Consider the following 14,131-nt stretch of genomic DNA (forward strand, 5'->3'; position numbering starts at 1 on the left):
CCGCCTGCCGCAGCCGGATCTCGACATCGGGATGACGCCGCCGGAACGCGGCGAGGAGCTTGGCCACATCCACGCCCGCGATGCACTGCTCGGTGGCGGATGCCAGGCGCCGGTGTCACGGCGCACCTGGGCGCGTATCAGACCGTCCAGGGTGAAGAGGGTCAGCTGGGTCAGGTGGGTGACGGCGCCGCGCCGGCCGTGCCCGAAGGCGAGGTCCACCAGCCCCTCCGCACCATGGGCCTCCCGGATCCCTTCCAGGGTGAGCCCGTCGACCGGCGCCCCGAGGGCGTCCCCGACGGCCGCACCCAGCAGGGTCCCGCGTACCCGGCTACGGAAGTCCTGCTGCTCCGCACGGCCCCAGACGGCACCGGCTGTCGCACCCACCGAGACCTCCCCAGGCACAGTCCGTACGTCCGACAGCTCAGCACTGTAATCGACCGGGAACGGTCCGTTCAGGGGCACGATCGGTATACGGAGTGTGCATCGAGTGAAACCGCCCGGTCAGGTTGCGACGGCTCCCTCGGCGATGTGGCCTTGGTGAGGGCCTGGATCCACTCGGTCCCCCGGTCCGGCCGATGGTCAGCCGTACCAGGTCACATTGCAGACGTAGACACACTCATGGCGAGGTACGGACAGGCCCGTTACGCCGCACTGGCCGATGTGCGGCAGTCACGGCACCGGCCGGGTTGGGGCGCCCGGAAGGCCCGGTCGCAGCCGTCGCAGGTCTGGAGAGGGGCCGGGCGGTGGGGGCTCAGTGGTGTCGGAGCGGCGGGGAGGGGCGGAGGCAGGAGCGTGGTGAGGCGGTTGGCGAGGAAGGCCGCCGGGTGCTTGATCGGGTCCTCGGGCAGACCGTTCGTCAGCGTCCGCCGTACGGCGGCGAGCGGCACGCCTCGCTCCAGCCAGGCGTCGACGGAGGGCGCCAGGCGGTTCACATCTCGTTCGGTGAGCAGCAGACGGGAGTCCTGGACCCGCAGGCCGGAGAGCAGGTCGGCGGCTGTGTGGTGCGGGGGCGCGACGGTCGTGGGAGCGGAGGCCTGCGGGGCCGGGCGGTGGGGTTCGGGGGCCGTGGCGGCCGCGACGGCCGCCCGCCGCGGCTTGTTGTACGAGATCGTCCGGGTCGTCACTCGGCCCGATTGAAGACGCTCCCTGGCACGCGTGAGGTAACCGTGTTCCTCCAGCTCCCGCAGGGCAGCGGCGATCCTGATCTCACCCTCGGGGAACTTGGCCGCCAGCGCCTTGATCCCGATGGAGGTCCCGGCGGGCAGCGACTGGATGTGGGTCGCGAGGCCGATCGCCGTCAGCGACGGAGTTCGTCAGTTCGGTCCGCCGCTGAGGCGGGCGCGCAGGGCGCCGGCCCACTCGTAGGAAGGGCGGAGCTCCAGCGCACGGTCCAGGGCGGCGAGTGCCTCCTCACGGCGGCCCAGGTCGGCCAGCGCCGCGCCCCGGCTGGCGTGGGCCGAGGCGTACTCGGGATCGATGGTGAGCGCCGCGTCGTAGTCGGCGAGGGCCTCCTCGTGGCGGCCGGCCACTCGGAGGGCGTCACCACGTTCGCAGTGGCCCCAGCCCCAGTCGGGCCAGAGGGTAAGGGCCCGGTCGAGGTCGGCCAACTGGCGGTCGTGTTCGGCCAGTTGGCGCCAGACCCGGGCCCGGCGGCCCAGTGCCCAGGCGTAGTCCGGCTTGAGGTCGAGCGCGCGGCCGAAGTCGGCGAGGGCCGCATCGGGATCTCCGGCGCGCTCGTGGGTGGCACCTCGGGAGGCCCAGGCGAAGGCGTTGGCCGGGTCGCGTCGAATGCCTTCGCTCAGGTCCCGGACCGCCTCGTCGTCATGGCGCAGGAGGCGGTGGTGCTCACCGCGCAGGACGATGTTGTCGGGGTTGTCCGGCTCCAGCTCCACCACGCGCTCGACGTCGGCGAGTGCGCCCTCGTGGTCGCCCAGGCCGCCGCGGGTCAAGGCCCGCCCTCGGTGGGCCCGCACCAGGTACGGGTCCAGGGCGAGGGCGCGGCCGTACTCCTCCAGGGCACGCTCGTAGGCACCGTCCCGCGCGAGAAAGTCGGCCAGCTCCGCCCGCGCCCGCGCCCGCCAGGGCTCGTCGCCCCGTGCCCGCCCCAGCAGGAACCGGAGCACCTCGGGCTTGCCTCCCTCGTCGAGGGCCCGCGTCAGGTCGCTTCCGCAGGCCCGCACGGCCTGGGCGTCCGCGTCCTGCCCCGCGTCGGCCAGCAGCCGCGTCCAGCGTCTCACCAGGTCGTCCGCCTGACCACAGGCAGCCACGACGTCGGCGAGGACGGCGGGAAGCGCGGAGCGGGGTGCGGCGCACAGCAGGTGGTACGACTCCGCGAGCCGCAGCTCCCGCCAGTCCTCGTCGGCCCACTCGTGGCCGTCCTCCACCCTGGCCTCGGTCTCCTCCCGCCACCCGGCGAAGGCCGCCGCGAGCCGCTCGTGCCGCTCGGCCCACCACCTGGGCGAGCCCTTGCGCTGGAGGCGCAGCATCGGGGCCCGTACGACGTCGTGGTACTGCATCCGGTCGCCGCGTTCGTCGACGAACGGTCGTTCCCGCAACCAGCCGTAAAGGGAGTCGAGTTCGGTGTCCGTACCGTCCACCACCGCCCGGAACACGTCCGCGTCCAGGCGCCGCGGCAGCGCACACGCCAGAGCGACCGCGCGCCGCACCGGGTCCGGCTCCCACTTCAGGAACCGCTCCACCGCCGTCGTGCTCGGGTCTCCCACGTCGTCCGGATCGGCCGGCCGGGTCTCCGCGAGGGTCGACACCAGCACCGGCAGCCCGCCCGTGAGCCGCAGCACCTCGTCGACAACCGGCTCGGCCACCACCCCCTTGCCGGCGAGCAGCCCCCGTGCCTCCGCCTCCGTGAACGGCCCGAGCGGCACGTCCGTCATGAAGTCCGCGAAGCCGCCCCAGCGGGCGGTGTCGAAGGGCCGTTGGCCGGAGGTGACGATGACTACGTCGGCAGACAGAGTGCCGTGACGGTCGGTGGTGATCACCTCGTGCAGCCAGCCGTCGAGGAACGGCCCGGTGCGTTCGTAGGTGTCGAAGAACAGGACGATCCAGGGCGCCGTCGACGCCGCCTCGGACAACTCGCCCAGCAGCACCGGCGTCAGCACCCGTTCGGGTGTCAGGACCAGCTGCACGTCCTCCTGGCTGCGGAAGCGGGCACTGAGGCTCGCCCGCAACCTGTCGGTGCCCTGGACCAGTTGGCCCGCGTCCAGGGCGCCCGCGAAGGCGCCCACGCCCGGCACCATGCCAAGTCCGACCAGTCCGGCGCGTGCCACCACCAGACCGGCCGCCGAGGGCTCACCGGGTTCGGCGTCGACCAAGGCGACCGTCTCGGCCTCGTGCCGCCGCTCCCGGTGAACGGCGAGCAGCCGGTCCAGTTCCTTGAACCTCCGGCTCTGCAGGCCGAGTTGGCGACTGATCGTGCCCATGGCCTCGGGCACGCTGTCGACGCTCTCGTCGACGTACGCCGTCAAGGCCCCGCGATCCCGGGCGATCTGCTCGAACTCCCTCACCAGGAAGGTCTTTCCGACCCCCGCGTTGCCGTGCACATGGAAGAGGAAGCGGTGGCGTTCGTCCTCGGGCCGCAGCTCCAGGTTCCGCCGGAACACGTCTCGTTCGTGGCCTCGCCCCACGAATCCCGCCCGTCTGCGCCGAGCGATCAACTCCTGCATCGACGGTCGTCGCGCCTGCGCCATGCGTCCGCCCTCCCCCGGAAACCCGCCTCGCCATTCTGGCTCAAGGCCGACGGGAGGGGGCGGCCAGGGCCGGGCGGGAAGCCTACTCGACGACCGCGACCCTGGTGTTCGGCTGCGTGGCGAAGGTCCACAGCACCGCGCCGTCCGCCTTGTGCATGCGGATGCCGCTGGTCTGCTTGCCGGCCGCCGCGGGGGGCGGCGAGGAGCCGTCGACCGCGTTGGAGAAGGCGACCGACAGGCCCGACTTGTTGGCGAAATAGACGATGTGCTCGATCTGCACGCCGTCGGATCCGGTGGTCGCCGCCAGGGTGTGGGAGATCACGTAAGTGCCGGAGTCGGGGCTCACCGTGCCCGGCCACACCGCGAAGGTGCGTCGGACGGCCTCGCCGGTGTCGACCAGCCACACCCGCCGCTGGGCGAGCGAGTAGACGATCCGCCGGCCGGTGCCCGAGCCGTCGGGCACGGCGGCCGGCTCGGCCTTCTTGGGCGAGGCGGCTGGCCGCGGGCTCGCCGACGCGGACGGCTTCGCCCCGGCGGCGTGGGCGGCTGTCGGGTGCGCTCCTTGGTCGGCCTGAGCGGCGAGGGCGGTGACGCCCACGATCGCCGCGGCGGTCAGACCGGTGACCCAGATCCAGGAGGGAAGCCGTCGGGCAGGCACGGACACGCAACTCCTCGGATTCACCGGGCTTCTGGGCCCTCCACCGAGGGTCGGATCATCGTACTCCGACGCGCCCGGGGCCACCGCACGCTTCGGCCGTCACTCCAGGACCGGCAGCAGCTCCGGCAGGTGCCCGTCGGACACCTCCGCCGCTCGCTGCCGCTCCTCGGAGACCTCCCCGTACAGGGTCGTCCGCGGCTTCGCCGGACGCCCGGCCGCCTCCGCGACGGCGATGAGGTCCTTGACGGACTTGTACGAGCCGTACGAGGAGCCCGCCATCCGGGAGATGGTCTCCTCCATCAGCGTGCCGCCGAGATCGTTGGCGCCGGAGCGGAGCATCTCCGCCGCGCCCTCGGCGCCCAGCTTCACCCAGCTGGTCTGGATGTTCGGGATGTGCGGGTGGAGCAGCAGGCGGGCCATGGCCACCACCGCGCGATTGTCGCGGGTGGTCGGGCCGGGGCGGGAGATGCCCGCCAGGTACACCGGCGCGTTGGTGTGGATGAACGGGAGCGTCACGAACTCGGTGAAGCCGCCGGTCTGCTGCTGGATACGAGAGAGCGTGCGGAAGTGGCCGAGCCAGTGGCGGGGCTGGTCCACATGTCCGTACATCATCGTGGACGAGGAGCGGATGCCGAGCTCGTGCGCGGTCGTGACGACCTCGATCCAGGTCGCCGTGGGCAGCTTGCCCTTCGTCAGGACCCAGCGGACCTCGTCGTCGAGGATCTCCGCCGCCGTGCCGGGAATGGTGTCGAGGCCCGCCTCCTTCGCGGCGGTCAGCCACTCACGGATGGACATCCCCGTACGCGTCGCGCCGTTGACGACCTCCATCGGGGAGAAGGCGTGCACATGCATGCCGGGGACGCGCTCCTTCACCGCCTTCGCGATGTCGAAGTACGCCGTACCCGGCAGGTCCGGGTGGATACCGCCCTGCATGCAGACTTCCACGGCCCCCAGGTCCCAGGCCTGCTCGGCGCGGTCGGCCACCTGGTCCAGCGACAGCGTGTACGCGTCGGCGTCCGTGCGGCGCTGGGCGAAGGCGCAGAAACGGCAGCCGGTGTAGCAGACGTTGGTGAAGTTGATGTTCCGGGTGACGATGTACGTGACGTCGTCGCCGACGGCGGACTTGCGCACGTCGTCCGCGATCCGGCAGAGGGCGTCGAGCGCCGGACCGTCCGCGTGCAGCAGGGCGAGCGCCTCGTCGTCGGTGAGCTTCGTCGGGTCGTCGGCCGCGGTCGCGAGGGCCGCCCGTACGTCGGTGTCGATACGGGAGGGCACCATCCCGGGCGCCGCAGCCTCCCGCAGCGCCTCCCAGTCGCCGTACACGAGGTCGAAGTCCTCCCGGCGGTCGCCGGTGCGCCCCTCGGTGTCGATGGTGTGGTGCAGATCGGTGCGCCCCGACGCCGTGAAGGCCTCCTCCGGCTCCTGCCAGGGGTGTCCCTCGACGACGGCGTCCTCGCGGGCGAGCCCCGTCTCCGGGTCCGCGAGCGCCCGTACGTGCGGCAGCAGTCGCGGGTCGAGCCAGGGCTCCCCGCGCTGCACGAACTCGGGGTACACACACAGCCGCTCGCGCAGTTCGAAGCCGACGGCACGCGACTGCTCGGCCAGCTGCTCGATCTGCGGCCAGGGCCGCTCGGGGTTGACGTGGTCGATGGTGAGCGGCGAGACCCCGCCCCAGTCGTCGATCCCCGCGCCGATCAGCCGCCCGTACTCGGAGTCGACGAGGTTCGGCGGGGCCTGGAGGCAGGCGGCCGGTCCCATGATGTGCCGGGCGACGGCCACCGTGGCGACCAGCTCGTCCAGTTCGGCGTCCGGCATCCCGCGCATCGCCGTGTCCGGCTTGGCGCGGAAGTTCTGGATGATCAGTTCCTGGATGCCGTGGTAGGACCGGGACACGCGGCGCAGCGCGAACAGCGACTCGGCGCGCTCCTCGTACGTCTCCCCGATCCCGATCAGCAGCCCGCTGGTGAAGGGAACGGACGACCGCCCCGCGTCCTCCAGGACCCGCAGCCGTACGGCGGGCTCCTTGTCCGGAGACCCGTGGTGCGGACCGCCGGGCTCGCTCCAGAGCCGCGTCGCCGTCGTCTCCAGCATCATGCCCATGCTCGGCGCGACGGGCTTGAGCCGCTGGAAGTCGGTCCAGGACATCACCCCCGGGTTGAGGTGAGGCAGCAGCCCCGTCTCCTCCAGGATCCGGATGGAGATGGCACGGACGTACGCGATCGTGTCGTCGTACCCGTGCGCGTCCAGCCATTCCCGGGCCTCGGGCCAGCGGTCCTCGGGCTTGTCGCCGAGCGTGATGAGGGCTTCCTTGCAACCGAGTTCCGCGCCGCGCCGGGCGACGTCGAGGACCTCGTCCGGCGACATGAACATCCCGTGCCCGGCGCGGCGCAGCTTGCCCGGCACGGTGACGAAGGTGCAGTAGTGGCACTTGTCGCGGCAGAGACGGGTGAGGGGGATGAAGACGCTCTTGGAGTACGTGATCACGCCGGGGCGGCCGGCCGCCTCCAGCCCCGCGTCGCGCACCCGCGCCGCGGACGAGGCGAGGTCGTCCAGGGCCTCGCCGCGTGCCTGGAGCAGCACCGCGGCCTCGGTCACGTCGAGGGCGACGCCGTCACGGGCGCGTTTGAGGGCGCGACGCATGGAGTTCTCGGTCGGGCCGGTTCCGGAGGTCGCGGAGGTCGTCATCCTTCGAGCATACGATCGCGGTGATCAGGCATTACAGGGCGTGGCCGTATTCCTCCGGGACGGCAGATCGTTACAGGCTGCCACTGGCACCCCGCGCGGGGCCGGGCCCCGGCAGGCGCGCCGCCTTCCCGAAAGATGTCGATTTCCTTCCCTTGCCCCGCAGTTCACAGCCGACTACCAGGGTTGTACGTGCCCACGTGCACCACCCATGTCACTCTCACGACACCCTGGGAGCAGCAGCATGTGCGAGGACGACCACGGCATCGAGAGCTTCGACGGAATCGGCAGACGCGCGCTGTTCGTGACGGGGGCGGCAGCCGCCCTTACGTTGGGAAGCGTGACCTTCGCGAGCGGCTCCGAGGCGACCGACCGTACCGAGACCCGTACGGTGTCCGGCACCCTGCCCACCGGTTCACCGGACTTCGTGTACCTCCCCGTGGAGATCCCGCGCGGGGTGCGCGAGATCCACGTCGCGTACACCTACGAGAAGCCGTCCGTCCCGGCCGGCACCGCGGGCAACGCGCTCGACATCGGCCTCTTCGACGAGCGCGGCACGGCACTGGGCGGCGAGGGCTTCCGCGGCTGGTCGGGCGGCGCGCGCACCGAGTTCTTCGTCCGCGCGGACGACGCGACGCCGGGCTACATCCCCGGCCGGATCCGCCCCGGCACCTGGCACATCGCGCTGGGCCCCTACACGGTGGCTCCGCAGGGTCTGCCGTACGAGGTCACGATCACGCTGACGTACGGGGAGCAGGACGCCACCCCGGTCCCGGCGTACCCGCCGTCCCGTGCGAAGGGCAGGGGCCGCGCCTGGTACCGGGGTGACTGCCACCTCCACTCCTGGTACTCGGACGGCCGCCGCACCCCCGCGGAGATCGCCGCGCTGGCGCGCGCCGCGGGCCTCGACTTCATCAACACCTCGGACCACAACACGCACTCCTCGCACTCCCACTGGGCGGACCAGGCGGGCCCCCATCCCGACGGCGAACTGCTGATCCTGCTGGGCGAGGAGATCACGACCCGCAACGGTCACGTGGTGGCCCTCGGCACGGACCCCGGCACGTTCGTCGACTGGCGCTACCGGGCCCGCGACAACCGTTTCGGCCGTTTCGCCCGTCAGATCCGTCGCGCGGGCGGCCTCGTCGTCCCCGCCCACCCGCACGCCACCTGTGTCGGCTGCGGCTGGAAGTTCGGCTTCGGGGAGGCGGACGCGGTGGAGGTGTGGAACGGCCCGTACACCCCCGACGACGAGGTGACCCTCGCGGACTGGGACAACACGCTGGTGGCGGCCGTACGTTCGGGCACCCCCGACCGCTCCTGGCTCCCGGCGATGGGCAACAGCGACGCCCACCGCGACCCCGATCCGGTCGGCAGCCCGCAGACGGTCGTCCTCGCCGACGACCTGACCCGCGAGGCCATCCAGGAGGGCCTGCGCGCGGGCCGCTCCTACGTGACGGAGTCGAAGTCGGTGTCCCTGACGTTTTCGGCGGCCGGCGCGAAGGGCGAGCACGCGGGCATCGGCGAACGCCTGCGGGTCGCCCCCGACACCCCGGTCACCGTCCGCCTGGAGGCCACCGGCGCCCCCCGCTGCACGGTCCGCTTCGTCACCGATCAGGGTGTTCTTTTCACGAGCGCCCCCTTGCCCGTCTCGGGTTCCGGGACGGTGGAGTGGAACACGACGGCGCAGTACGCGGCCTACGTACGGGCGGAGTTGCGCCACGAGACGGCGGCGGGGCCGGTGCCGGGGGCGTTGGCGGCGTTCACGAACCCGATTTTCCTGGGGGCTTGAGCCTGCGGTCGAAAGAACAGCAACCCCCGTCCTCTTGCCTGTGAAGAAGGGAGCACTTCTGAACGGAAAATCCCAGCCACGGGCGACAGGAAGGGCCGCCCGAGGAGCTGAGGGACAGGTGAGAGTCTGAACGGCGTGCTCAAGGCGACAGTGCGTAGCCCTCGGAACGGCTCCCAACGCCAGACTCAGGTACGGGCTCTGTGTCCAAGAAGTGACCGGCGTCGAGCGGACGGACCCGCCCCATTTTCACGCCTGGGCAGGCGTCACCGCAGGGATACGGGAACTCAGGTGAAGAAACGAGCCGATCCACCCGACTCCGTGTTGAGGGTGGTGGCCACGGATGGTATCCCGGGCCCTCCGGCATGCGGCTCGTGGAGACGGTCCCCGAGCGCGGTCCGGATCAGGCGATACCGCGGATTTGTCGCCGTGGCGAAAGCAGCCGGCCAACGGGCCTGCACGCTCTGCGCGTCCACCACGGCCGCGGTCGGCTCCGTGCCGCGGCCGTGGGTCCGGCGAGTCTTGTGCCGTAACAGATCACGGACCCGCTGCATGGGGCGCCGTCTGCTTCCCACTCGGCGCAGTAGTCGTAGGCCATCTCTCCCGCAGCATGCATGGCAACCCGTGGGGCGACCCGCGCAGACTCACCGAGCAGTACGGCCAGAGGCATGCGGCTACCCGCCGGCCGGCTCACCCGTAGGACGGCCGGCGCGCTGGGCGGATCCCGCTCAGCGCTCCACAAAGCGGGTGAAGCCGAGCTCCACGAGCCGCTCGAATGCTTCAGTCACCGCGCTCGGAATCTCCTGCGGAACTTGAAACCCCTTGGCCGCATAGGTCTCGATACGCTGGGTGTCACCAACCATGAGTTCGATCATGCGCCGCTCCGGCACCTCGGTACTCGCGTACTCCTCGAAGCTCAGATCGGGAGCAGTTGACACCCATTCGACTCCGGGCCATTGCTTGAGGGCAGTGGCGAGAGCTCGCCTCTTCATATAAGGCTTGGTGACGACAACCGCGTGGGCCACTGGAGTCGTAGGCTGCTGCTCATCAATCAGTCGGTGAGTGAACTGGATGTTCTCACCCATGTTGGAGGACCGGTCTTCGCACAGGACCCGGCCTGCGGGGACACCACGAGATTCCATGATGCGCCGAAAACGGACGGCTTCAGGCTCTCCGCCGACCTCGGCGGTGATCTTCCCGTATCCGCCGCTTGTGACAACGAACCGAGAGGACACCTTCAACGCCAATTGGGCCCCGTATTCCGCTACTCGATCGTCGTGAGATCCTGCCACCAGGATTAGATCGACAGAGTCCGGGATTTCCTGCTCAAGGTTATGGTAGGACCACAGAATCTTGGCGAGAGATCGTACGGCCGCGTCGATCACGGGATGCTCTGAGGAGTCATGATTCACGAACCGTAGCGTACGGTGCGATCAACGGGGCAGGCAAGCCTGCTGGTAGCAGAATCGAACACTCGGCACATCTCCAATAGTGACAATCCTAGGGACCCACCGAATCATGATCACCTTGGAGATCAAGCAGAATCGTGCCGTCAGCGCATTCAAAGGAGAGTACGCGGGAACGAGGATAAACGGGCTGATTTCGCTCGCTCCCGGGAAGAAAGCTGCGTTTAACCGGTACCATTTCCCCGTCCAGCTCTACATACGATCTCGGATAAGGCCCTAGAAGAGCACGTACTGTCCGGGCCAACTCCGCTCTGGTCATATCATGACGCAGCAACCCGTCTACGGGGCACCGCTTGGGCCAGACGGTAGCAAGGGAATCGTCCTGGGGGTGAGACACTACTGTCGGCGCGGTCAATTGATGAGCTAATTCCATTCCCGCTCGAAAATGAAGGTGCGCGAATCGGTAGAACAGGGAACCCGATGTCTCACCCTGGCGAATCTCCAAAGGGTACTGCGCGATAATCGGACCCGAATCTGCAGTAGGCGCGAGAAAGAATACGGTAAGCGCTGTCCTTTTAAGATCCTTGATGATGGTCCACGGTATAGGGGCCTGCCCACGCCCAATCGGCAGACAGGTCGGATGCATACCGATGCCACTGAACGACCCACGCAGCCGGCCGACACTCCGGTCGGCGACACCAGAGGGTATCTTGAGCACCGACGGATCCACCAGCCGCGACCACCCTATTACGGCGAGAAAATCCGGCGCGACCGATTCGATTATTTCAATCGAAGAACACAATGTGCCGTCGACAGTGTCGACGTGAAGTATTTCGTTATCCGCCGCCACTTCCCGCGGGCTTCGATACCCTACCGTGCGCTTGGAAAATTTTTCGTCGAGGCCTACGGTGAGCGGAACTTCCAGTTCACCCCTTAGATAGGGGGGCGAAGCCAGGATCCCCTCAAGTGCTCGAACTCCAAACTCATGCCCCGTGACAAACACAAGTTTCTTGCTCATCGGCACGTCAATCCTCCACCGCTATGATTCGAATGCGGAAATCCGACGTGAACACTTGGAAGACAACGCACACGTTGCCCTCCGTACTCAGGATCCGCTGGAAAGTGGGGTGACCACCAGGGTTTGCCAAGAAAGACAAGGCGGCACGTGCAGCAATCCCGGTGGCGCCGACGGCCCACAAGACCCTGAATCGACTGGAGAAGGAATTGGCATAATTCGCCAGAATCCCAAAATCCGACTTCACTTCTCCCGCGGACCCCAGCGTGGGATACAAACGCTTACCAGTCCTGCGATCGACAAGATAGGCATGCCGCGTTCGAGGAATATCGAAATCTACAGCCCACCCGCTCAGGAGTCTGTTTTGGTAGTCAAAGAGCGCACCAGTACCCGTACCACTTCCGACTAGCAGTGTATGACCTTGCGCAATGACGTCCCGAGCCTGAGGATGGTTGGACGCATACTCCACCAACGGTGATGCGGGATGCCAGGAAGCTGCAAAAGAACGACGCAGCTCATCACGGCCTGCGGATTCATCCGATGTCGGCCAGTCGATGAGCGTCCCCGACGAGGGCGGTACGGCGTAAAGCAGCGAGATTTTCGAGCCACCAACAATAGGAGACCAGAACCGATGAAACGGCGAGTCACTCAGATCGAGGATTTGCCGGAACACCGAGCCACTATTGTTTTGTTTCATAATTTCCAGAGCTTCAACACGATCCAGGCCGATCCGAGCGCCCCATCTCCTCTCATGATCGACCAAGTCGTACTGTGACAGCCGTGCGGCCTGGCTCCGATGGGCGGCCAGCGCTCTTTCCTTTAGAGCAGCCCTGTCTCCCGATATGTCAATGAACACATGCGGCCTGAAGGACGTGTCCTCGCTCGACAAATAAATCGAGTAATAAAGGAACACGCAACCCCGGAATGACGATCTGGCCAAGGTGTTCGCCTCGACGTGGTCATTGTGACTATCTGAACGTGAGTGCACGATAACCAGATCTGGATTGATCCCAGCGGCAACAGTAATCCGTCTGATACGGGTCACTGAATCTCTGTCAGCCCTCAGATAACCGTCCCTGAAAGCCGCGAACAGTAGTCGATCATCCGGTATCCCTAGCTCCTTCGCGGATCTCTGCGCCTCCTCACGTCGCCGGGTACCGTCCGCTTCCTCATCCGTGAGGATCAGTATGTAGACATCGTGACCCTCGTCCGTGAGCTTCGCTATGAGACCCGCGGCGCCGATCTCGACATCGTCCGGATGAGCCCCGACGGCCAACGCCAACATACTCAGGATTTTTCGCCCGAAACGGGTTTCGGATCTTCAGCAAGCGATGCCAGTAGACGATTGATATACGACGCTTGATGCGCGTAATCGTACGTCCGAGCTGTCACCAACGCCTTCCGAAGGAGATCGGATGCGGATAGGGCATCACCCGAAGCCGCGTACATGTTTGCCTCGACGCACAGCGATTGAACCTCGCGGAGACGGTCTCCTTTTTCTATTTCGTCCCGAGCTGAACGCAAGGAAGCATTGGCCTCCTCGAGCCGCCCTTGCCGAGTTCTCAAGATGGCTAATTTCTCGTGATAGTAGGAGTAAGGGTAGCTGTCGTCCAGGTGGACGGACCCCTCGGTTGCAATCCTTAAATGCACATCGGCCTCTTGCAGCTCTCCCAACTTGGTGGCCAAAGCCCCGATCCTTCCGTTTGCTCGTACGACAAGTACGCGGTTTTTTGGATCCGCGTTTTTGAGCAGCCCCCGATACGTGCCAAGGGCCGTTTTGGAGGCGCCGGACATCTCCTTGCAGGCACCCAGCATGAAAGTGACCTCTTCGGTCCTGTACCGCACCTCCATCCTCCGGTAATAAGCCAGTGCAGAGGTGTACAGCGTCACAGCTCCGTCACTCCCACCGAGCCGGTTGCGGTCCCTCAGAATTCCTGCCAAGTGGAACTTCGCCTTGGCAGTCAGATCCATGGCTGCTGCAGAACTGGCGTCCCCGCGAACAAGTATCTGACCGAGAAGAATTTCAGCTGTGGAATGATTTCCGCGACCGAGAGCTATGAGTGCGCGGTCGTACGCGTCGGACACGCTGCTCATAGCGCTGTCCGCTACCAGCAGCTCCGGGCGTGGAACGATTTCAAGAATCTTGTTCCAGAGTTTCAGCGAAACCGCTGACCTTTTTCCCTGGAGGATTCGCGACAGATACGGCTGACTTATTCCCAGTTGCGCCGCCATCTCTACCTGCGTTAAGTTCATTCGCTTTTGGTGATCCCGCAACACTTTGCCGATGCTCGAATGGAGTGCTACGTCTTCTGCCATTATGCCCGCCAGGCATTTGAGTCGGCCGACTTGTGGGTCGAAGCTGATGGCACAAGGAACCCACGCAACGGAAGGGCCAGAAGGATCATGCCATCTTCGAGCACGTTGATCGTCATGTCTTCCCTCCTGCTCGGCATCTACATCGGCGCGCGACTTGTCATCATGATCACCAGCCGGACGGCGTCCTGGGGATCGGATCGGAGCGCCGGCACGCAGAATAAGGAAATAGCGGTAGAGATTCTGACCCTCCTCAGCTCACTCCACGACAGTGCGGCCGAGCGGGATCGGAAGTCGCCCAAGATCAAGCGGAAGCGAAGGTGAAGGATACAGAGCAGCCTGCGGCGGCAGGGTGTCCATTCCGTGGTCGACTCGACAAGTAGAACGCATCATGAGCGGCGTTCGCCTCATGTTCATCACCGGTCCCACGCCCCCCAAAAGCCGCTAGGTCCTGTCGTCAAATTCCCGGCGTCCGCCCGGAGGGCGGGCCCTGCGGCGTCAGGTGCGTGCTCTCGGCGTGCCGGGCACAGGCCCTCGTACTGGACGTACTTGGGTCTGTGCCTG

Annotated in this window: 11 protein-coding genes; 2 read left to right on the top strand and 9 right to left on the bottom strand. The window is 67.1% G+C overall.

Going from position 1 to position 14,131, the window contains the following annotated elements; genetic code table 11:
* The 5 genes from ABZ656_RS50675 to ABZ656_RS50695 form a co-directional block, all read right to left on the bottom strand.
* The coding region (locus ABZ656_RS50675; RefSeq protein ID WP_360278479.1) for an ADP-ribosylglycohydrolase family protein at positions 1-384 on the bottom strand (384 nt) is incomplete at its 3' end.
* A 257-nt stretch (positions 385-641) separates the two neighbouring features.
* A complete protein-coding gene (locus ABZ656_RS50680) occupies positions 642-1,124 on the bottom strand; it encodes a hypothetical protein (RefSeq protein WP_360278482.1) in 483 nt (160 codons plus the stop codon).
* A 189-nt stretch (positions 1,125-1,313) separates the two neighbouring features.
* A complete protein-coding gene (locus tag ABZ656_RS50685; RefSeq protein ID WP_360278485.1) occupies positions 1,314-3,617 on the bottom strand; it encodes a tetratricopeptide repeat protein in 2,304 nt (767 codons plus the stop codon).
* Between the two features lie 169 nt (positions 3,618-3,786).
* Positions 3,787-4,362 carry a hypothetical protein gene (locus tag ABZ656_RS50690; RefSeq protein WP_101408024.1) on the bottom strand — a complete coding sequence of 192 codons (576 nt, stop codon included), beginning with the start codon at positions 4,360-4,362 and terminating at the stop codon, positions 3,787-3,789.
* 99 nt (positions 4,363-4,461) lie between these two features.
* Positions 4,462-7,047 (bottom strand): bifunctional FO biosynthesis protein CofGH, encoded by a 2,586-nt coding sequence (locus ABZ656_RS50695; RefSeq protein ID WP_101404475.1) that lies wholly within the window; start codon positions 7,045-7,047, stop codon positions 4,462-4,464.
* Between the two features lie 241 nt (positions 7,048-7,288).
* On the opposite strand from ABZ656_RS50695, the gene ABZ656_RS50700 reads away from it, so the two are divergent.
* The gene (locus ABZ656_RS50700) at positions 7,289-8,836 is read left to right on the top strand and encodes a CehA/McbA family metallohydrolase (RefSeq protein ID WP_360278489.1); all 1,548 of its coding nucleotides are present in this window, start codon (positions 7,289-7,291) and stop codon (positions 8,834-8,836) included.
* A gap of 725 nt (positions 8,837-9,561) precedes the next feature.
* On the opposite strand, the gene ABZ656_RS50705 is transcribed toward ABZ656_RS50700, so the two are convergent.
* The 4 genes from ABZ656_RS50705 to ABZ656_RS50720 all read right to left on the bottom strand — a co-directional run bounded on the left by ABZ656_RS50705 (position 9,562) and on the right by ABZ656_RS50720 (position 13,570).
* On the bottom strand, positions 9,562-10,245 hold the full coding sequence (locus ABZ656_RS50705) for a YdcF family protein (RefSeq protein WP_101404473.1): 684 nt from the start codon (positions 10,243-10,245) through the stop codon (positions 9,562-9,564).
* An 88-nt stretch (positions 10,246-10,333) separates the two neighbouring features.
* Positions 10,334-11,257 (bottom strand): formyltransferase family protein, encoded by a 924-nt coding sequence (locus ABZ656_RS50710; RefSeq protein ID WP_360278492.1) that lies wholly within the window; start codon positions 11,255-11,257, stop codon positions 10,334-10,336.
* Between the two features lie 7 nt (positions 11,258-11,264).
* Entirely contained in the window at positions 11,265-12,539 is a 1,275-nt protein-coding gene (locus tag ABZ656_RS50715; protein WP_360278495.1) for a PIG-L deacetylase family protein, read from the bottom strand.
* A gap of 2 nt (positions 12,540-12,541) precedes the next feature.
* Complete coding sequence (locus ABZ656_RS50720; RefSeq protein ID WP_101404470.1) at positions 12,542-13,570, bottom strand: helix-turn-helix transcriptional regulator; 1,029 nt, start codon at positions 13,568-13,570, stop codon at positions 12,542-12,544.
* Positions 13,571-13,684: 114 nt separating this feature from the next.
* Here ABZ656_RS50720 and ABZ656_RS50725 point away from each other — a divergent pair, with 114 nt between their 5' ends.
* Entirely contained in the window at positions 13,685-13,891 is a 207-nt protein-coding gene (locus tag ABZ656_RS50725; RefSeq protein WP_129592263.1) for a hypothetical protein, read from the top strand.
* Positions 13,892-14,131 lie beyond the last annotated feature (240 nt).

The sequence above is a fragment of the Streptomyces sp. NPDC007095 genome, from assembly GCF_040634475.1.
Taxonomy (GTDB): Bacteria; Actinomycetota; Actinomycetes; order Streptomycetales; family Streptomycetaceae; genus Streptomyces.